Origin of the sequence: Delftia sp. CH05 (assembly GCF_009827015.1) — a bacterium.
In the GTDB taxonomy this organism is placed as follows: Bacteria; Pseudomonadota; Gammaproteobacteria; order Burkholderiales; family Burkholderiaceae_C; genus Comamonas; species Comamonas tsuruhatensis.
This window is the reverse complement of sequence record NZ_WUMG01000009.1, coordinates 106,056-126,231: the sequence shown is the minus strand read 5'-3', so window position 1 is coordinate 126,231 and position 20,176 is coordinate 106,056. Positions and strand designations below refer to the sequence as shown.

The 20,176-nt window shown below is 68.4% G+C and carries 15 protein-coding genes; 8 read left to right on the top strand and 7 right to left on the bottom strand.

The genetic code is table 11. The features are described from left to right. Positions 1-65: 65 nt before the first annotated feature. The gene (locus GRX31_RS10300; protein ID WP_237426647.1) at positions 66-3,272 is read right to left on the bottom strand and encodes a bifunctional diguanylate cyclase/phosphodiesterase; all 3,207 of its coding nucleotides are present in this window, start codon (positions 3,270-3,272) and stop codon (positions 66-68) included. A gap of 656 nt (positions 3,273-3,928) precedes the next feature. Between GRX31_RS10300 and prpF the strand changes: the two genes are divergently transcribed. Beyond that, on the top strand, positions 3,929-5,140 hold the full coding sequence (gene prpF / locus GRX31_RS10295; RefSeq protein WP_026062288.1) for a 2-methylaconitate cis-trans isomerase PrpF: 1,212 nt from the start codon (positions 3,929-3,931) through the stop codon (positions 5,138-5,140). A 34-nt stretch (positions 5,141-5,174) separates the two neighbouring features. On the opposite strand, the gene GRX31_RS10290 is transcribed toward prpF, so the two are convergent. Continuing rightward, a complete protein-coding gene (locus GRX31_RS10290; protein WP_026062287.1) occupies positions 5,175-6,107 on the bottom strand; it encodes a pyridoxal-phosphate dependent enzyme in 933 nt (310 codons plus the stop codon). A gap of 67 nt (positions 6,108-6,174) precedes the next feature. Here GRX31_RS10290 and GRX31_RS10285 point away from each other — a divergent pair, with 67 nt between their 5' ends. After that, the gene (locus tag GRX31_RS10285) at positions 6,175-7,095 is read left to right on the top strand and encodes a LysR family transcriptional regulator (protein WP_016453509.1); all 921 of its coding nucleotides are present in this window, start codon (positions 6,175-6,177) and stop codon (positions 7,093-7,095) included. Here the strand turns inward: GRX31_RS10285 and prpR are convergent, their stop codons facing one another. Continuing rightward, positions 7,096-9,093, bottom strand: a complete 1,998-nt coding sequence (gene prpR / locus GRX31_RS10280; RefSeq protein ID WP_160852532.1) for a propionate catabolism operon regulatory protein PrpR — start codon at positions 9,091-9,093, stop codon at positions 7,096-7,098. Between the two features lie 219 nt (positions 9,094-9,312). On the opposite strand from prpR, the gene GRX31_RS10275 reads away from it, so the two are divergent. Genes GRX31_RS10275 through GRX31_RS10265 form a run of 3 tightly spaced genes read left to right on the top strand, consistent with a single transcriptional unit; the run spans position 9,313 to position 12,283 of the window. After that, a complete protein-coding gene (locus GRX31_RS10275) occupies positions 9,313-10,323 on the top strand; it encodes a tripartite tricarboxylate transporter substrate binding protein (RefSeq protein WP_017405022.1) in 1,011 nt (336 codons plus the stop codon). Positions 10,324-10,367: 44 nt separating this feature from the next. After that, positions 10,368-11,378, top strand: a complete 1,011-nt coding sequence (locus tag GRX31_RS10270) for a Bug family tripartite tricarboxylate transporter substrate binding protein (RefSeq protein ID WP_160852494.1) — start codon at positions 10,368-10,370, stop codon at positions 11,376-11,378. Between the two features lie 44 nt (positions 11,379-11,422). Then, positions 11,423-12,283, top strand: coding sequence for an isocitrate lyase/PEP mutase family protein (locus GRX31_RS10265; RefSeq protein ID WP_017405020.1), 861 nt, complete (start codon positions 11,423-11,425; stop codon positions 12,281-12,283). A gap of 17 nt (positions 12,284-12,300) precedes the next feature. Here GRX31_RS10265 and GRX31_RS10260 read toward each other — a convergent pair whose 3' ends face one another. Continuing rightward, positions 12,301-12,897, bottom strand: coding sequence for a TetR/AcrR family transcriptional regulator (locus tag GRX31_RS10260; RefSeq protein ID WP_026062285.1), 597 nt, complete (start codon positions 12,895-12,897; stop codon positions 12,301-12,303). A gap of 122 nt (positions 12,898-13,019) precedes the next feature. Here GRX31_RS10260 and GRX31_RS10255 point away from each other — a divergent pair, with 122 nt between their 5' ends. Further along, complete coding sequence (locus GRX31_RS10255) at positions 13,020-14,240, top strand: MFS transporter (RefSeq protein WP_017405018.1); 1,221 nt, start codon at positions 13,020-13,022, stop codon at positions 14,238-14,240. Positions 14,241-14,274: 34 nt separating this feature from the next. On the opposite strand, the gene GRX31_RS10250 is transcribed toward GRX31_RS10255, so the two are convergent. Next, positions 14,275-15,156, bottom strand: a complete 882-nt coding sequence (locus tag GRX31_RS10250; protein WP_047218136.1) for a LysR family transcriptional regulator — start codon at positions 15,154-15,156, stop codon at positions 14,275-14,277. A gap of 113 nt (positions 15,157-15,269) precedes the next feature. Here GRX31_RS10250 and GRX31_RS10245 point away from each other — a divergent pair, with 113 nt between their 5' ends. Next, complete coding sequence (locus tag GRX31_RS10245) at positions 15,270-16,814, top strand: MFS transporter (protein WP_133072376.1); 1,545 nt, start codon at positions 15,270-15,272, stop codon at positions 16,812-16,814. Between the two features lie 103 nt (positions 16,815-16,917). On the opposite strand, the gene GRX31_RS10240 is transcribed toward GRX31_RS10245, so the two are convergent. Together GRX31_RS10240 and xseA are read right to left on the bottom strand one after the other, a co-directional pair. Then, positions 16,918-17,499 carry a superoxide dismutase gene (locus GRX31_RS10240; RefSeq protein WP_016445904.1) on the bottom strand — a complete coding sequence of 194 codons (582 nt, stop codon included), beginning with the start codon at positions 17,497-17,499 and terminating at the stop codon, positions 16,918-16,920. 318 nt (positions 17,500-17,817) lie between these two features. Next, positions 17,818-19,143: an exodeoxyribonuclease VII large subunit gene (gene xseA, locus GRX31_RS10235; RefSeq protein ID WP_047327748.1), complete on the bottom strand. Its 1,326-nt coding sequence runs from the start codon at positions 19,141-19,143 to the stop codon at positions 17,818-17,820. 396 nt (positions 19,144-19,539) lie between these two features. On the opposite strand from xseA, the gene GRX31_RS10230 reads away from it, so the two are divergent. Continuing rightward, the gene (locus GRX31_RS10230; RefSeq protein ID WP_016445902.1) at positions 19,540-20,172 is read left to right on the top strand and encodes a MotA/TolQ/ExbB proton channel family protein; all 633 of its coding nucleotides are present in this window, start codon (positions 19,540-19,542) and stop codon (positions 20,170-20,172) included. Positions 20,173-20,176: the final 4 nt, after the last annotated feature.

Genomic DNA, 20,176 nt, shown 5'->3' with positions numbered 1-20,176 from the left:
GGATGATACCGCGCGCCACCCCCTCTCAAGAATGGAAAGCGGCCCGGGCGGGGCCGCTGCGAATGTCAAGAATGGTTTGAAGGGACCTCTGGCCCCGTGCTGGCGTCCGTGCATTCCGCCACTTCGGGCCGGTGTTGCGCCGGCGGGGTCAGGCATGCGGGGCTCAAGGCCGGGGGGCGCTGCAAGGGGGCGGCCTCGCGCACCAGGGCCTCGAAGCTGCGCACGGGCACGGGCGGGCTGAGCAGGTAGCCCTGCCAGACGTGGCAGCTCTGGTCTTCGAGGAATTGGCGCTGCGCCTCGGTTTCCACGCCTTCGGCGATGACCTGCAGTCCCAGGCTGGTGCCCAGGGCGACGATGGTGCGCGCAATGGCCGCGTCGTTGGGGTCGCTGAGCACGTCGCGCACGAAGCTGCGGTCGATCTTGAGCTGGTCCAGCGGCAGGCGCTTGAGATAGGCCAGCGAGGAATAGCCTGTGCCGAAGTCATCCAGCGAGAAGCCGACACCGTGGGCCTTGAGCGTGGCCATCTTGGCGGCCGTGTCGTCCACGTCGGCCAGCAGCAGGCTTTCGGTCAGCTCCAGCTTGAGCAGGCGCGGGTTGGCGCCATGCTCCTTGAGCGCCTGCAGCACCTGCTCCACGAAGCGCGCCTGGTGGAACTGGCGCGGGCTGACGTTGACGGCCAGCACCATGCAGGCCATTTCGGGGTCCGCCGCCCATTGCGCCAGCTGCCTGCAGGCCTCGCCCAGCACCCATTCGCCCAGTTGCTGGATCAGGCCGGTCTCCTCGGCCAGCGAGACGAAGAGCGAGGGCGGCACCAGCCCTTCGCGCGGGTGGTTCCAGCGCAGCAGGCCTTCGGCGCCCACGATGCGTCCGTGCGCCATCTGCGGCTGGTAGTACAGGACGAACTGGCTGCGCACCAGGCCCTCGCGCATTTCCTGCTCCATGGCCGTGCGCGAGCGCAGCACGGCCTGCAACTGCGGATCGAAGAATTGCAGCGTGTTGCGCCCCATGCCCTTGGCCTGGTACATGGCCATTTCGGCGCGGCGCAGCACCTCGTCGGCGCTCAGTTCCTGCTCGCCGAACAGGCTGGCGCCAATGCTCATCGTGATGTGGCAGGACTGGCCTGCCAACTGCAGCGGCTGCTGCAGCAGCGAACGCATGCGCTGGACCTCGCCTTCCAGCTGCGAGGCCGCATGCATGGAGTCCTTGCCCAGGTCCTCCAGCAGCACGACGAAGTCATCGCCGCTGTGGCGGGCCAGCGTGGCCTCGGGCCCCAGGGACTGCGCCAGGCGCTCGGCAATCATGCGCAGCAGCACATCGCCAAGCTCCAGCCCCAGGCTGTCGTTGAAGGCCTTGAAGTTGTCCACATCCAGCAGCATGACGGCGCCGCAGCGCCCGCGCCGGCGGCTGGAGGCCAGCGCCTGCTGCAACCGGTCCACCAGCAGGCGGCGGTTGGGCAGGCCGGTGAGCGCGTCGTGGAAGGCCAGGCGGCGGATTTCCTCTTCGGCGGTCTTGCGCTGGCTCTGGTCCTGCAGGATCAGCAGGCAGCCTTCGTCCAGCAGCATGCCGCCTATCGATACGGAACGCGTGCGGCCATCGCTGCCCATGAGCTGGTATTCCTCGCAGTTGAGGGTGCCGCAGCTGTCGGACTCGCCGCTGTGCAGGCTCTGTGCCACGCGCGCCCTCGCCTGCGCGGCCTCGAAGCGGCGCTGCATGCGCAGGCGGCGGGCTTCATCGGGACACATGTTGCACCACCAGCCATCACCATCCATGCCGGCCGTGGCACCGTGGCCCGCCAGGCGCATGAATTCCTCGTTCCAGTAGGCGAAGCGGCCGTCGTCCTGAAGCATGGCCAGGCCCAGAGGCAGGCGCTGGATGACCATGCGCAGATGGCGCGATCCATCGCGCTGCATCTGCTGCAGGTGGCGCCGCGCGCTGATGTCCTGCACCAGCGCCATCAGCCGCCGGGACGGGCCATGGCCCAGCGCGGAGATATGCAGCTCCACCCAGACCAGGGTGCCGTCGCGGCGCCGCAGCTGCCGCTCGATCTGCAGGGCCCCGCGCTGGCCCGCCGTCAGCTCCTGCAGCAGCACCCGGTCGCCCTCCAGGGTTTCGGCCGCCAACAGGGCCAGCAGGGGCCGCTGGCACAGCTGCTGCGCCTCATGGCCCGTAATGTCGCAGTACCTGCGGTTCACATGCAGGACGTTGCCGCTGGCCGCATCGACCTGCACCACGCCCACGGCAGCCTGCTCGAACAGGGCCTGAAAGCGGGCATCGCTCTCGCGCATGCTGCGGGAGGAGGCGCGCAGCTGGGCCCAGCTGGAAGGATGGCGCCGCCACCAGGCCGCCGCCAGCGACGCCAGCAGGGCCGACACGAGCATGCCCAGCGCGAAAAGAACCAGGGGCTGGACACGCTCGGTCCAGGACAGGGCCGTCCCCATGGGAATGAAGTTCAACCGCCACAGCCGGTCCTGGGCCTGCAGCGTCTGCTCCAGCACCACTTGGCCGGTGTCGCCCATGCCGGCCGCCTCCTGCCCGCGCTCCGGCCAGGCCGCGCCCAGGTACAGCGGCAGCGGCGATATGCCGGCCGGCGGCAGGGGCGAGGTCGGGCCTGCGTCATGCATGGCCAGCGCAAGCCGGCGCAGAAAGCCGCGTTCATGCAGATCCTGCACCAGGTCGTGCACGCGCACGCTGACGTCTGCAGTCCCCAGAAACAGCGGCTGCGCGGCCTCCCCGTCCGGGGACTGGTGGTCCACAAGCGCAAAGACAGGCGCGCGCACCAGCACGGCGGTGGCATGCTCGCCGGGCTGCTTCAGCGCAAACGGTGCCGAGACCACGGCGGCCGCGCTGTCGCGGCTGCGCACCATGCTGGCCATGAGGCTGGGGCGGTCGTGCATGTCCAGGCCGGCAATGGACTCGTTGCCCTCCAGCGGCCAGAGATAGTCGATGAAGAAATAGTGGGGCCCGGGCCGGGCGGTGAAGGCCTGATCCTGGCCGGGCAGACCGCGCTGCGTTGCGGCCCGTGTAAAGGACAGCGCCTGCATGCCCGGCTGCGCCTGTATGCGCAGCGCCTGCGCCATGCGCGCGAAGGCCGATTGCCCCATCTCGGGAGAGGCGGCCAGCTGGTTGGCCACATGCTGGACCATGACCGCGTAGGCATCCAGGCGCATCTCCAGCGCCTGGCGGGCCGACTGGGCCTGCTGGGTATGGCGCTGCAGGTCGATACGCTCCAGCGCCCGCTGCTGCTGCAAGGCAAGCACAGCGCTCAGGCACATGCCCACCGCCATGACGGTTGCGGCTGGCCAGGCGGCCCGGATGGCTACAAGCGTGCGCTGGGCAAAAACTGACATGGAGCGGCTAAGGCGGAATAGGCGGTCACGGGAAATCGGTCCAGGAGCACGGAACCGCTCGTTGCCAGCCCCATGGCAGGTTCACCGGAAAGGGCAGTACAGGCCATGTGGAGCAGAGCGCGAGGATAAATGGATTTCGGCACGCGGCAGGCGAACCATGGATAAGACAAATCCTACAAACACCCTTCCTCTATCGTCTGCAAGCACACTTGCTGAAGGCTGGCCCGGGCAAACCCTAGAGAGCTCCGCAGGCCGGCGTGGGACTGGGGGACCGAACCGTTGCACGCTCCCTCATCCATGAAATCAAAAGCAGCAATTTTGAAACGACAGTGAAACGAATGTTGCGGCGGCAGCCAGCACCGCAGTGCACACGCCCTGTGCTGGCGCGCTGCAAGGCTTGCACGGGTTTTCCCTTGATGCGGATGGCATGGCGCTTGCAACAAACCTGGCCTACTGCCATCGCCTGACACCGCAGGGGACACCGTCCATGGGCATCAACCGCCGCCAGAGGCTGCGCGCTCCGGCGATCGGCAGACCGCAAGAACAGACACAGATACGAACAACAGCACAGGAGGCCTGAGATGGGCGCGATCCCCGAAACCTTTCTTCCCCAGTTGCGCATCCCTGCCACCTATCTGCGCGGCGGCACCAGCAAGGGCGTGTTCTTTCGCCTGCAGGATCTGCCCGAGGCGGCCCAGCGCCCCGGACCCGTGCGCGACGCCATCCTGTTGCGCGCCCTGGGCAGCCCCGACCCGTACGGCAAGCAGATCGACGGCATGGGCAATGCATCGTCCAGCACCAGCAAGGCCGTGATCCTGGCTCCCAGTACGCGGGAAGGCCATGACGTGGACTATCTGTTTGGCCAGGTCGCCATCGACCAGCCGTTTGTGGACTGGAGCGGCAACTGCGGCAACCTCTCGGCCGCCGTGGGGCCCTGCGCCATCCACATGGGACTGATAGATCCCGCGCGCATTCCTCGCAACGGCACGGTCACCATTCGCATCTGGCAGGCCAACATCGCCAAGACCATCGTGGCCCATGTGCCCATCACGCAAGGCCAGGTCCAGGAGACCGGCTCCTTCGAGCTCGATGGCGTGACCTTCCCGGCCGCCGAAGTGGCGCTGGAGTTCCTGGATCCCGCCGATGAAGGAGACGATGGCGGAGCCATGTTCCCTACAGGCCACCTCGTGGACCGGCTGGACGTGCCCGGCGTGGGCAGCCTGGCGGCCACGCTGATCAATGCGGGTATTCCGACCATCTTCCTGAACGCCCAGGACCTGGGCTACACGGGCTGCGAGCTGCAGGACGCCATCAACACGGACGACGAGGCCCTGGCCCGCTTCGAGGCCATACGCGCCCACGGCGCGCTGCAGATGGGGCTGATCAAGGACCTGGCCGAGGCCGCCAGACGGCAGCACACGCCAAAGATCGCCTTTGTGGCGCCACCGGCCGCCTACACGGCATCCAGCGGCAAGCGCATTGAATCGGGTGACGTGGACCTGCTGGTGCGCGCCCTGTCCATGGGCAAGCTGCACCACGCCATGATGGGCACGGCTGCCGTGGCCATCGGCACCGCAGCGGCTGTGCCGGGCACGCTGGTGAATCTGGCGGCAGGCGGCGGCGAGCGCAGCGCCGTGCGCTTTGGCCACCCCTCCGGAACGCTGCGCGTGGGCGCCGAGGCCCGTTTGGTGAACGGCCAGTGGCAGGTGACCAAGGCCCTGATGAGCCGCAGCGCACGCATCCTGATGGAAGGCTGGATCAGGGTCCCCGGCGAGGTGTTGAGCGCCGCATGAATGCGCGGGCCGGGACTTCAGGCCGCAGCCGTGCTCACGCCTCGGCTGCCAGCGCCGCCCCACGCCACGCCTGGAGCTGCTCCAGCGTGTTCGTCGTGCCGCCGCAGGCCACCACCAGCACGCGCTGGAAGCCTTGCAACGCAGGAGCGCGCCCGTAGGCCAGGGCCAGCGCGGCGCCACAGGCCGGCTCCACATGCAGGCGATGGTCGTCAATGAAGCGCAGGCAGGCCTGCAGCGCCTGCGCATCCGTCACCACGGCGCTGCGCACGGGGTGCACCTGCGCCAGATCGAAGGCCCGCTGGCAGACCTGGCGCGCGCCCAGCGAAGTAGCCACGCTGGTGATGCGGTCCAGCAGTACGCGGCGGCCCTGGGCCAGGGACTGCGCCAGAGAATCGGCGCCGGCCGTCTCCGCCGCGATCACGGGCACATCGGTCCAGCCATGGCGCTCCAGGCCCTGCACCACGCCGGCCAGCAGGCCGCCGCCGCCCACGGCCAGCACCACGGCGTCGGGCTTGAAGCCGGCAGCGGCCAGTTCGTCGACGAGGGTGGAATGCCCGGCCCACAGCAGCGGATCGTCAAACGGGTGGACAAAGGCATCGTCGGCACCCAGCAGGGACTGGGCCAGCGCATTGGCCTCGTCCCAGACGGAGCCATGCACGATCAGCTCGGCGCCCTGGGCGCGGATCAATGCCCGTGCATGCTCGGTCGTGGTCTGGGGAACGACCACGGTGACGGGCATCGACAGCTGCCGTCCCGCATAGGCCACGGCAATGCCGGCATTGCCGCCCGACGAGGCCACAAAGCGCTTCTTGCCCTGGCCCGCCAGGGTCTCGCAGGCATGGCCTATGCCGCGCAACTTGAATGATCCGCAAGGCTGCAGCGCGTCCAGCTTGAGCCAGATGTTCTGGCCGCTGGCCTGGCCCAGGGCATGGGATTCGATGAGGGGAGTGGAGGTGTGCAAAGGCATGGAGCGGCAGTGTAGAACCGGGCTGCCATCGCGATAATCCCCCGGTATTCCAAATATTCTTTGCGCCATGAGCACAAATCAAGCCCTGCCCCTGTTCGGAGAAATGGCCATCTTCGTCAAGGTGGTGGACACGGGCAGCTTCTCCGAGGCCGCGCGCCAGCTGGGCAGCACGCCATCGGCCACCAGCCGGGGCGTGGCGCGGCTGGAAAAGGCGCTGGGCCTGCGCCTGCTGGAACGCACCACGCGCAAGCTGCGCCTGAGCGAGGCCGGCCGCGAAGTGCATGCGCGCTGCCTGGACATGGTGGGCGCCGCGCAGGCCGTCATGGCTGCATCCCTGCTTCAGGACGCGCAGCCGCGCGGCCTGGTGCGCATCAGCGTGCCCAAGGCCGTGGGCCATACCGTGGTCCATCCCCACATGCCCGACTTCCTGGCCCTGTATCCCGAGGTCGACGTGCAAATGCGGCTGGAAGACCGCTACATGGACCTGATCGATGACCCCGTGGACCTGGCCATACGCATCACCAACCACCCGCCGCCAGGGCTCATGGGCCGCCACCTGATGGACATCGACCATCTGCTGTGCGCCTCGCCCCAGTACCTGGCCCGGCACGGCACGCCCGCACATCCGCTGGACCTCAAGGCCCACAGCTGCATCTACCTGGGAGAGGAGCCCGGCGACGCGCACTGGAAGCTGCGCGGCCGCGGCAAGACCGTCACCGTGGCCGTGCGCGGGCGCTATGCGGCCAACCACACCGGTGTGCGGCTGGACGCCGTGCTGCAGCACATCGGCATCGCCAGCCTGCCCCGCTTCACGGCACGGCAGGCCCTGGCGGACGGGCGCATCGTGCAGGTGCTGCCGGACTGGAGCTTCCTGCCCAACTACAGCGGCCAGCTGTGGATTCTTCACCCGCCCACCAGACATCTGCCACTGAAGCTGCGCGTGCTGATGGATTTCCTGGCCGAGCGGCTGGGTGGCCATGCACCCTGATCAGTCCGGCGCCCTGAGCCTGCGCCACAACGTGGCCCGGCTGATGCCCAGGATCTCGCAGGCGCGGCGCTGGTCGCCCTGTACCTGCTCCAGCACTTCGCGCATGCGCTGGCGCTCGGCATCGCGCCGGGCCTCGCGCAGTTGCAGTTGCCGCTGCTGCGCTGGCAGGGCCTGAACGGTACCCTGCCCAGCCCCGCCGCATTCAGGAAACAGCTCCCGCAAGCGGCCCATGTCCACGCGGCCCGCGCTGTCGCGCAGGTCGTGGCGGCAGGCCAGCAGGCGTTCCACCCAGTTGTCCAGCTCTCGCGCATTGCCGGGCCAGCGGTGGCCGGATGCCAGCTCCAGCAAGGCCGCCAGCAAGGGCTCCAGCGATGGCCCTTCCGCCTGCAGCGACTGCGTGCGCAGGCGCCGCGCCAGCATGGCGCGGGCCAGGGCCTGGACATCGGCCGGGCCGCGTTCGTGCAGTCCGGGCATGTACAGGCGCAGCACGGCCAGGCGGTAGAACAGGTCACGCCGGAATTCACCGCGCTCGACCAGGGCCGCCAGATCGGCGTGCGTGGCGGCGATGACGCGCAGGTCCACCGGCACGGGCGTGGTGGAGCCCACGCGCAGCACTTCGCGCTCCTGCAGCACGCGCAGCAGGCGGGACTGCAGGGCCAGCGGCATGTCGCCGATCTCGTCCAGGAACAAGGTGCCCGTATGGGCCGCCTCGATCAGCCCGGTCTTGCCGCCGCGCCGCGCGCCGGTGAAAGCGCCTTCGTCGTAGCCGAAGAGTTCGCTCTCCAGCAGGCTTTCCCCCAGGGCCGCGCAGTTCACCGCCAGGAAGGGCTGGGCCGCGCGCCGGCTGGCGCGGTGCATGCCCTGGGCCAGCAACTCCTTGCCCGTGCCGCTGTCGCCCTGGATGAGCACGGTGGCATCGCTGGCCGCGAACTGGCGCGCCAGGCGGCGCACGCGCTGGGCGGGTTCGCTGTCGCCCGCGTAGTCTTCGATGCGCCAGCGCACGCCCGCGCCGCGCAGGCTGCGGTTGGCGCGCAGGTGGCGGTCGGCACGCTGGATGGTGGCCGGGTCGCGGCACACCAGCAAGGCGCCCGTGAGCTGGCCGTTTTCCACGATGGGCGCGCGCCGTACCACCAGGGTGCGCATGGCCAGCTGGACCACGTCTTCACTGCCTTCGGGCTCCAGGGACTGCGACTGCAGCGCCTGTGCCAGTGCCAGCGCGGGTGCCACCTCGTCCAGCAGCCGGCCATGCAGCGCATTGGCGGGCGCGCCCAGCAGCGCGGCCATGGTGGGGTTCAGGGCCTGGATGCGGCCTTGCGTGTCCACGGCGACCACGCCGTCCTGCAACTGGCCGAGCACGGTTTCCAGCCGCTGGTGGCGGGCGCGCTCGGCATGGCGGTGGCGGGCCAGCAGCACGGCGTCACGCAGGGCCTGCAGCACGGCGCCATCGGAGTACAGCAGCACGCTGGGAATGCCGGCCTGCTCGGCCAGGTCGGCCACCAGGCCCGGCGCGACGACGGCGCCCACGCCGGCGGCCTGCAGCGCACGCACGCAGGCCTGGGCATCTTCGGGTCCGTGGTAGCTGAACTGCGCAATGCCGGCGCCGAACAGCGCGTCGAACTGGGCCAGATGCGGCGAGGGATGGTCGAACGACACCAGCCCGATGCGCGGCGTGCCGCCGGACTGGGCCAGTGCACGTGCGCTGGCCAGCGCCTGCAGCAGATCGAACCCGCGCACCTCGATCATGACGACGGGGATATCGACCCGCTCGCGCACCCAGGCGCCGCTGGCCCCTGCGGCCACCAGGGCGTCTATGGGCTCGACCGCCTGCAGCGCACGCACGGCCTGCACGGCATCGTCAAAGGCCGCGCTGACATGCTCCACGCGCACCTGGTCGCCCACGGCCAGCGACATGCGCTCCAGCACGCGGCCGATGCGGTGGCGGCCCACGGTGACGACGCGCGGCCAGGCTGCGCGGGGGCCGGAAGGGGTTGCATGCATGGAAGGCACAACTGATTCATTCATGCAACCGATTATTTCATTCATGCAACACCGCACCGGGCGAATCGATGAATGCCTGCAGAGCAGGCTTTTCAAGAAACACAAAACCCATTCACATCAACAACTTGCGATATCAAGGGTTTACCCTTTGATCCGGTGGCATGCCACTTGCAAACAGGCCAGGCGTTTCAATCATTTCAAGCATTTCCAGGAGACCCCATGAACCAGCCATCCCGCCTGCCCCGCCGCACCGCCCTGGCCACCCTGCTTGCCGCCGCGCTGCCGCTGGCCGGCGTGACCTGCTCCGTCGCTGCACGGGCTGCCGGCGCCGCCGATGCCTGGCCCACCCGCCCCATTCGCCTGGTGGTGCCGTTCTCGGCCGGCGGCGCCAATGACCTGATGGCACGATCGGCTGCCGAAGGCGCGTCCAGGATCCTGGGCCAGCCCGTGGTGGTCGACAACCGCGCGGGTGCGGGAGGCACGGTGGGCGCCGACATCGTGGCCAAGGCCCAGCCCGACGGCTACACCCTGCTGGTGAGCGCGGCTGGCGTGATCTCCAACAGCATGATCAAGAAGACCATGCCGTTCAAGGACGATGCGCTGGTTCCGGTGGCCATGATCGGCCTGGCGCCGTCCGTGATCGTGGTTCCCAAGAACGCGCCCTACCAGAACCTGCGCGATTTCGTCGAGGCATCGAAGAAGGGCCAGGGCTTCAATTTCGCCACTGCCGGCACGGGCAGCACGCCGCATTTCGTGGCCGAGATGCTGAACGTGAAGTACGGCGCCCAGCTGCAGCCCGTGCCCTACAAGAGCGGGTCGGAGAGCACGACGGCCGTGCTGGGCGGGCAGGTGGAGGGCACGTCGGAGGCCAGCATCATCGCCCTGCCCCACATCCTCAACGAAGGCAAGTTCAAGGCCCTGGCCACCACCTGGACGCAGCGCATCTCGGCCTATCCGCAGCTGTCCACCGCCGTGGAGCAGGGCTTTGCCGAGCTGCAGATCGCGCACTGGGCCGGCATCCATGCGCCCAAGGGGACGCCGCCCGCCATCCTGGACAAGCTGGCCGCCGCCGTGGACAAGGCCATGAAGGAGCCGGCCACGGTGGAAAAGCTCAAGGGCCTGGGCATCGAGCCCATCGGCGGCACGCGCGCCGAGTTCGTGAAGTTCACAGACGCCGAACGCAAGCGCCTGGGCGAGATCGTCAAGGCCGCGAACATGCAGGAAAAGTGAACCGCTTGCGCCATCACCATCGATCCCAACCGAGACAAGACACCATGAATACCCGCCGCAACACCCTCCGCCTGGGCATGGGCCTGGCCCTCAGCGCCACCGCCGCCGCTGCCGCCCTGCTCGCCGCCCCCGCCACCGCAATGGCCCAGGGCGCAGATGCCTGGCCCTCGCGCCCCATCAAGCTCATCGTGCCCTATGCGGCCGGCGGCTTTGCCGATACGCGGGCCCGCAAGATCGCCGACAAGATAGGCCAGAGCCTGGGCCAGCCCATCGTGATCGACAACCGCGGCGGCGCGGGCGGCGTGACGGGCACGGATGCCATCGCCAAGGCCACGGACGGCCATACCTTCGGTTTCGGCTCGCCGGGTCCGCTGGTGACCAATCCCATGCTGATGAAAAAGCTGCCCTACAACGCCGCACGCGACCTGCAGCCCATCATCCTGATCGAAGAGGCGCCGCTGATCCTGACCACGGCGCCCAACCAGCCGTTCAAGACCGTGGCCGAACTGGTCGCGGCAGCCAAGGCCAAGCCCGGCACGCTGACCTATGGATCGTCGGGCGTGGGCGGTGCCCACCACCTGTCGGGCGAGCTGCTGGCCTTCCAGACGCGCACGGACATGGTCCATGTGCCCTACAAGGGCGGCGCGCTGGCAGCCACCGACCTGATGGGCGGCCACCTGGCCTTCATGTTCGAGATGGGCTATGCGGCCCTGCCTGCCATCCAGGGCGACAAGGTCAAGGCCCTGGCCGTGTCCAGCAAGCAGCGCCTGAAAGTGCTACCCGGCGTGCCCACGCTGGATGAGGCGGGCATCAAGGGCTTCGAGTCATACAACTGGCTGGGCATGATCGCGCCGGCCAGCACGCCGCCGGCCGTGATCGAGCGCCTGAACAAGGCTGTGAACGACGCCCTCAAGGACGCGGAGGTGCGCGCCATGATCGAGAACACGGGCGGCATGGTCATGGGCGGCACGCCCCAGGCCTACGGAAAGTTCATCGAGGCCGAACGCGCCAAGTGGGGCCCGGTGATCAAGAACGCCAACATCACGCTGGACTGAGCGCCCACCCGCGCAGCACTTTTCCTCATCCGACAGAACCCTCCATGAACACCAAGCAACAACTCAAGGCCCTGGCCGAAGCGCGCCGCGGCGTGCTCGTGCCCGGCGCATTCAACGCACTGTCCGCGCGCGTCGTGGCCGATCTCGGCTTCGAGGCCATCTATGTGACCGGCGCTGGCGTGACCAATATGTGGTTCGGCCTGCCCGACCAGGCCTTCATGGGCCTGACCGACATCGCCGACCACACGGCCCGCATCCGCGACGCCGTGGATCTGCCGCTGATCGTCGATGCCGACACCGGCTTCGGCAACGCGCTCAACACCTACCATGCGGTGCGCACGCTGGAGCGCGCGGGCGCCGACTGCATCCAGATCGAGGACCAGATCAGCCCCAAGCGCTGCGGCCATTTCAATGGCAAGGAAGTGATTTCCACCGAGGAAATGCTGGGCAAGATCAAGGCCGCCGTGGACGCGCGCCGCGACCAGGGCACGCTGATCATGGCGCGCACCGATGCCTGCGCCACGCAGGGCTTCGAGGCTGCCGTCGAGCGCGCCCAGCGCTTTGCCGAGGCGGGAGCCGACATCCTCTTCGTGGAGGCCGTGACCCAGGCCGAAGAAATCCGCGCCCTGCCCCGGCGCCTGTCCACGCCGCAGCTGATGAACATGGTGATCGGAGGCAAGACGCCCATCACCGACGCGGGCGAGCTGGCAGACTTGGGCTATGGCCTGGTGCTGTATGCCAATGCCGCGCTGCAAGGCGCCGTGGCCGGCATGCAAAAGGCGCTGGGCCAACTGCGCAACGAGCGCAGGGTGGACGAGAACCCCGCTGTGGTCGCCCCCTTTGCCGAGCGCCAGCGCCTGGTCAACAAGCCGTTCTGGGACGCGCTGGAAAAGAAGTACGAGTGAAGCGCGAGCGAGGGCGCTCAGCCCCTCGCAGGCGCCTTCCACCCCTTGAGCGTCAGCTCCAGCGCCTGCAGCGCCTGCTGCAGGCGTTCGGGGGGTGCCCCTTCCTCGGCAATCCAGAATGCCGACTCCACCAGGCAGCCATTGAGCAGGCGCGACATGGCCAGCGGATTGGCCCGCACGATCACGCCGCGCTCCATGAGCTGCTCCAGGTAGCCGGCCACGAAGGCGATGCAGGCACGGTGCTGCTCGCCCTGGTCCGTGCCCGTCAGCACGGCGCGCGCATCCTGCAGCACGATGCGGCGTATCTCGCCCTCCTGCGCCATGGCCAGGTAGGCACGGCAGTAGGCCAGGAACCCCTCCCAGGGATCTGCATGGTCGGCCAGCACCTGCTCAAGGCGTGCGTCCATCTCGGCATCCATCTGCGCCACCACGGCGGCCAGCAGGCCCGGCTTGCCGCCGAAATGGTGGTACAGCGCGCCGCGCGTCAGGCCGGCCTTGGCCGTCAGTTCGTCCATGGAGGCCTGGGCATAGCCCTGGCTGCCAAAGGCCTCGCGCGCAGCCTCGATGAGCTTGGCGCGTGTCTCCTCGATCATGCTGGCCCGGCTTTTGCGCATGGCGCACTCCATTCACATACAAAACGTATGCCAATGATACGGCGCGTCATGGGCAACCCGTAGAATCGCTGACATACGCCGCGTATGTGATTGCAGCGGCCTGTCCGTCTTCCGAGGTTTCCATGTTCCACGCCTACCGCCAGCTGTTCTCCCGGCCCGGCACGGCCGCCTTTGTGCTGGCCGGTCTCCTGGCCCGCCTGCCCCTTTCCATGACGGGTATCGGCCTGATCACCATGCTGTCCCAGCAGCGCGGCGCCTACACGCTGGCCGGCGCGGTCGCCGCCTGCTTTGCGCTGTCCATCGCGGTGCTGGCGCCCCGCATCTCGGCCCTGGTGGACCGCCATGGCCAGCGCAAGGTCCTGCCCTGGGCAGCGGCCGTGAGTGCTGCCGCCATGTTTGCGCTGCTGGCCTGCGCGCATTGGCAGGGACCGGAGTGGCTGCTGCTGGTGCTGGCAGCGCTGGTGGGTGCCCTGCCCAGCATGCCGGCCATGGTGCGTGCGCGCTGGACCGTGCTGCTGCGCGGCACGCCACAACTGCAGACGGCCTATGCGCTGGAGGCCGTGCTGGACGATGTCTGCTTCATCGTCGGCCCGCCCCTGTCGGTCGGCCTGAGCATGGTGCTGTTCCCCGAGGCCGGGCCGCTGGCCGCCTCCTTGCTGCTGCTGGTGGGCGTGGCGCTGTTCGTGGCCCAGCGCCGTACAGAGCCACCCGTGGACACATCGCAGCGGCGCACGCGCCAGCAGTCGCTGGCCCGCCATCCCGTGGTACGCACGCTGGCGCTGTTCATGCTGGCCCAGGGCATCATCGTGGGCACCATCGACGTGGCCAGCGTGGCCTTTGCCACGCAGCAGGGCCAGCCGGCGGCGGCCAGCATCGTGCTGTCGTTCTATGCGCTGGGCTCCTGCGTGATGGGACTGGTGTTCGGCACGCTGCGCCTGAAGGCGCCGCTGCACCGCCAGATCGCCTGGGTGGGCGCCTCGGTCTGCATCACGGCCGTGCCCCTGCTGCTGGCCACCAATGTGTTCACGCTGACCCTGGCCGTGCTGCTGGCCGGCATTACCTTCGGCCCGACCATCACCGTGGCCATGGGCCTGGTGGAGCAGCAGGTGCCGCCCCAGCGCCTGACGGAGGGCATGACCTGGCTGCTGACCGGCATTGCCATGGGCGTGGCCCTGGGCGCGGCCGCCGCCGGCTGGGCCACCGACCTGTGGGGCGCGCGCATCTCCTTCGTGGTGGCGCTGCTGGCCGGTGCTGTCATGTGGGCCCTGGGCGTGCTGGCCGCACGCCAGGCACGAACGAAAGAGAGCCCGCCTGCCGAAGACGCAGCCGCTGCCTGCACCTGAACACGGCCCCAACGCCCGCGCCAGCCCAGACCGCTCAGGCCGTGGCCATCAAGGCCAGCAGCTCGGCCAGGCGCTGGCGCATCCACAGCGCTTCGACCCCGGGCGCCAGCCCTTCCAGCCAGAGCATGCGCACGGTCAGCGGCGGCAGCGCCAGCCCCTCGCAGGCGCGTTGCCGCAGATGCGGGCGCAGATCGCCGAACTCGGCAATATTGACCGGCAGGATGGCCCAGCCCAGGCCGTCGGCCACCATGTCGGCAATCACATAGAAGCTGTTGGAGCGCCAGACGGCGGGACTGAGCACGGTGTCCTCCACGCCCTCGATGTGCATCAGCAACTGGCGGTGCGCGGCCAGCTGCCTGCGCGTCAAGGACTCTGCGCCATCGAGCACATGGCCCTTGGCCACGCAAATGGTCTGCGGCACGCTGCCGATATGGCGCTGGGCACAGGTGGCCGGCGCAGGCGCTCGGTCGAACTGGAAGGCGACCTGGGCACGCTGCGCCGCCACATGCTCGGCCACTTCGGAGGCCGTGCCGTTCAGCACGGTCAGCTCCATGGCCGGAAAGCGTGCCGCCAGCTCCTTGAACAGCTGGGCCAGCGGCACATAGGGCAATGCCTCGTCCAGCGCAACGGCCAGGCGCGCCTGCCCGCCTGCGGCCAGGGCGCGTGCGCGGTGGTCCATGGCCTGGGCCTGGTGCAGCAGGGACCGGGCCTCCAGCAGCATGACCTCGCCTGCGGCCGTGAGCCGCACATGGCGTCCCACACGGTCGAACAGCTCCAGCCCCAGATCGGCCTCCAGCAGGCCGATGGCCGTGCTCACGGCCGATTGCGCACGGCCCAGGCGGCGCGCAGCCTCGGTCATGGTGCCGGCCTCGGCCACCGCCACGAAATGCCTCAGTCTGTCCAGTGTCCATTCCATCCATCAATTTTATTGATTGAATCAAACTTTGATAAAGCATTTTATTGATGGAAACTGCGGCTTTCATCCAAAGGAAGCTCCGGCCCACAAGGCCAGGGGCAAACAGGTGCTTTATGGCGTTCACGACGCAAACCCGGGTCCCCGCTGCGGGGCATCCCTCCAAATCTCTGGCGGCCGACCCGCGCCGCTGGCTGGTGCTGGCCATCGTCTCGGTGGCGCTGCTGCTCATCGTCATCGACATGACGGTGCTCTACACGGCACTGCCGCGCCTCACGCATGACCTGGCGGCCACGGCCTCCGCCAAGCTGTGGATCGTCAATATCTATGCCCTGGTGGTTTCCGGCCTGCTGCTGGGCATGGGCACGCTGGGCGACAGGCTCGGCCACAAGCGGCTGTTCATGGCCGGGCTGTGCGTGTTCGGCCTGGCATCGCTGTGCGCGGCCTTTGCGCCCTCGCCCGCCCTGCTGATTGCGGCGCGCGCGCTGCTGGGCGTGGGCGCGGCCATGATGATGCCGGCCACGCTGTCCCTGATCCGCCTGAGCTTTGCCGATGAGCGCGAGCGCGCGCTGGCCATCGGCATCTGGGCCTCGGTGGCATCGGGCGGTGCGGCCTTCGGCCCCGTGGTGGGCGGGCTGCTGCTGGAGTATTTCTGGTGGGGCTCGGTGTTCCTGATCAACGTGCCCATCGTGCTGCTGGCCCTGCCCCTGGCCTGGTGGCTGATTCCCGCAGGCGGCGCCACCTCGCAGCGGCCCTGGGACTTTGTGGGCTCGCTGCAGGTCATGGCAGGCCTGGTGGCAAGCACCTACGCGATCAAGGAGGCTGGCAAGCAATCGCCCGACTGGGTCCTGGCCGCCGTGACCCTGGTGCTGGGCCTGGGCTTTCTTGCCCTGTTCGTGCGGCGCCAGCGGCGCAGCAGCGACCCGCTGCTGGACTTCGCCCTGTTCCGCAACCCGGCCTTTGCCACGGCCGTGGCCTCGGCCCTGGTGGCTGCGGCAGCGCTGATCGGCATGGAACTGGTCTTCAGCCAGCGCCTGCAACTGGTGCAGGGCCTGTCTCCGCTGCAGGCGGGCCTGGCCGTGCTGCCGCTGCCGCTGGCCGCCTTTGTTGCCGGCCCCGTCGCAGGCCACTGGCTGCCGCGACTGGGTGGGGCCCGCATGCTGCCGGCCTCCCTGTTGCTGTCGGGCCTGGGCATGGGCGGCTACCTGCTGGTCCATGACATGGGCTGGTGGCCACAGGCGGCAGCGCTGGCCGTGCTGGGCCTGGGCATAGGCGCGGCCATGACCACGGCGTCGAGCACCATCATGCAAAGCGCTCCCGCAGACCGTGCAGGCATGGCGGCTTCGGTCGAGGAGGTGTCATACGAGCTGGGCGGCGCCCTGGGCGTGACGCTGATGGGCAGCCTGCTGTCGGCCGTGTACGCAGGCTCTTTGCGCCTGCCTGAGGGGCTGGGCCTGGCCCTGCCCGATTCCGTGCGCGACAGCCTGGACGAAGCCCTGCTGGCCGCCGAACAGCTGAGGCCTCAGGCCGCGCACCAGTTGACCGAACTGGCACGCACGGCCTTCGGCCAGGGTTTCAGCGCCGTGATCGCCGGCGCCACGCTGCTGCTGGTGTGCACGGCGCTGTGGACGGGGTGGCGGCTGCGCGGTCAGCGCCGCTGAACGGCGGCACCCCGGCCTCAGCCAGAAAGCCAAAAAGCCCCTTTCGGGGCTTTTTGGGCGCTGCGTGCACGTTGCGCGTGCACATTGCTGGCAGCTGCTTCGATCAGGCGAAGTTCTGCTCGGCAAACTTCCAGTTCACCAGCTTGTCGAGGAAGGTCTCGACGAACTTGGGACGCAGGTTGCGGTAGTCGATGTAGTAGGCGTGTTCCCAGACGTCCACGGTCAGCAGGGCCTTGTCTTGCGTGGTCAGGGGCGTGCCGGCGGCGCCGGTGTTGACGATGTCCACCGAGCCATCGGCCTTCTTCACCAGCCAGGTCCAGCCGGAGCCGAAGTTGCCCACGGCCGACTTCACGAAGGCTTCCTTGAAGGCGGCATAGCTGCCCCACTTCTTGTTGATGGCGTCAGCCAGGGCGCCGGTGGGCTCGCCGCCACCGTTGGGGGCCATGCAGTTCCAGAAGAAGGTGTGGTTCCAGATCTGGGCTGCGTTGTTGTAGATGCCGCCGGAAGACTTCTTGACGATCTCTTCCAGGGTCATGCTTTCGAATTCGGTGCCCTTTTGCAGATTATTCAGGTTCACCACATAGGCGTTGTGGTGCTTGCCATGGTGGTACTCCAGCGTTTCCTGGCTGTAGTGGGGTGCCAGCGCGTCAATCGCATAGGGCAGAGGGGGCAAGGTATGTTCCATGGTGTTTCCTTCGTGGTTGAAATCTTTTAGGACGGGCCAGCACCTGTTGCGCAGAGCGCCTGCAGCGCCTGCCGTGACCGTCGCGCGGGGCCTGCATTGCGCGCATTGCTGCGAGCCCTGGCCCTCACGCACCCGAACGGGCATTGTAGGAACAAGTTCGTGACCCTGCGGCGAAAGCGCGCTCCAAATCGGCCATCTTGGCCCGCTGCCGCGAGGGTGGATGTGAATTGACCGCAATCCGGCCAATCGGCCTACACGGATACCGCCTGCCGCCCGCCACTCCCTGCACGCCGAACGCTGCACACAGCGGGCCGCAGTTCAGAGCAGGCGCGGCTGCGTCACCACCAGGTCCAGGCTGCCGTCCGCCAGTTGCGCCTGCAGCGCCGTGCCCGGTGGCGCACGGCGCGCCTCGGTCACGGGATGGCCCTCGGCATCGGTGAGCAGGGCATAGCCTCGCTGCAGCACCAGGCGCGGGTCCAGCAGTTGCAGGCGAAGCTCCATGCGCGCCAGGTGATCCGCGCGCCTGTCCAGGCCGCGGCGCATGCCGGCAGGCAGCTGCGCCTGCAGGCCCTGCCCCGCATGGTCCATGCGCTGCAGCCTCAACTGCATGGCATGGCGCAGGCGCTGCGCCTGGCGGCTGAGCTGCAGCCGGCTGCGCGCCAGCTGTTCGCTGGGCCGGCCCAGGCGCTGCGACGCCAGGTCAAGGCGCTGCTGCTGGCGGTCCAGCAGCCGTTGCACCCCGTCCTCCAGCCGGCCCTGCATGAGCTGCAGCGCACCCAGCCAGACTTCGCGCGGCTGGCTCACCAACTCTGCCGCCGCCGTGGGCGTGGGCGCGCGCAGGTCGGCGCAGAAGTCGGCAATGGTGAAGTCGGTCTCGTGCCCCACGCCGCTGATCAGCGGCACCGGGCTTTGCACGATGGTGCGGGCCAGGCGCTCGTCATTGAAGGCCCAGAGGTCTTCGATGGAGCCGCCGCCGCGCACCAGCAAGATGGTGTCGATGTGCGGCGCGCCGGCCACCGATCCCGCGCCTTCCTGCGCCAGCCCATAAAGCCTTTGCAGCGCGTCGATCAGCGAGGCCGGTGCCTGCGCGCCCTGCACCAGGGCCGGCACCAGCACTACGGGGATGTGGGGCACGCGGCGGCGCAGCGCGGTGATCACGTCGTGCAGCGCGGCAGCCCCCGGCGAAGTCACCACGCCAATGCCGCGCGGCAGCGGCGGCAGGCTGCGCTTGCGCGCCGCATCGAAGAGGCCTTCGGCCTCCAGCTGCGCCTTCAGCCGCAGGAACTGCTCGAACAGTGCGCCCTGGCCTGCACGCTGCATGCTTTCGACGACCAGTTGCAGATCACCGCGCTGCTCGTAGACACCCAGCCGGCCCCGCAACTCGACCAGCTCGCCATCGCGCGGCGAAAAGTCCATGAGCTGGGCCGCGCGCCGGAACATGGCGCAGCGGATCTGCCCGCCGGCGTCCTTGATGCTGAAGTAGCAATGGCCGCTGGCCGCGCGCGAGAAGCCACTGATCTCGCCGCGCACCGCCACCGGATTGAAGCGCGCCTGCAAGGCATCGCTCACGGCGCGGCACAGCGCGCCGACTTCCCAGACCAGCGGCGCCGCTGCTGGATTCATTGCGCCAAATGCACCGCTCATGCGGGCTCCCGGTCAGCATGCAGTGCAACATTCTCCACAGGTCGGCAGATGCGGCCTTGAAGAGGCACTTTGGCGATGATTTGCACAAGCAATCTCAAGAACACCTCGCAAGCATTTGATTAATAATAGATTTTTTTACTGAAACAAAGAATTCACATTTGTCACAGTGGTCATTCGCCGTCGCCGCCGCATCTGCGCAGGCAGCTTGATAACAAAGTTATCCACAGAAAATTGTGCTATATGAGCAAGCTCGAGGCCAGAAACCGGGACACCGCCCGTTGCCTGGATGCTGCGCCCGGTCACAGTTTTAGGCCGATCGCGCAGCCGGGACGCCTGGACCGGCCACATGGCTGGGCCATAATCGTCGGCTGCAGTTAAACGCGGGGGGAAAACAACTTGCTGTCGATCATACAAGCCGCAGGCTGGCCGATCTGGCCACTGATTGCCTGCTCCATCCTGGCTCTGGCCCTGGTCTTTGAACGCTTCGTGGCGCTGAAAACAGCCCGTGTTGCGCCGCCTGCCCTGTTGGGCGAGGCGATTTCCGTGTCCTCGCGCGGCCTGCCCAGTCAGGAAGTCGTGCAGCAACTGGCACAGAACTCCACGCTGGGCGAGGTCCTGGCCAGCGGGCTGCGCGCACTGCAGGCCCATCCGGACAGCAGCGAGGAAGAGCTGCGCGCGTCCATGGAAGGCGCCGGCCGCGCCGCCGCCCACACGCTGGAAAAGCACCTGAGCGCACTGGCCACCATCGCCTCTGCCGCCCCTTTGCTGGGCCTGCTGGGCACGGTGATCGGCATGATCGAGATCTTCGGCTCGCAAGGCGGCGCATCGGCCACCGGCGGCAGCAACCCCGCCCAGCTGGCGGCCGGCATCTCCATCGCCCTGTACAACACGGCCTTCGGCCTGATCGTCGCCATTCCGGCCCTGATCTTCTGGCGCTACTTCCGCGCCCGCGTCGACGGCTACCTGCTGGGCATGGAGCTGGCTTCCGAACAGTTCGTGCGCCACCTCACCCGCGTCGGCGGCAAGTGAACCA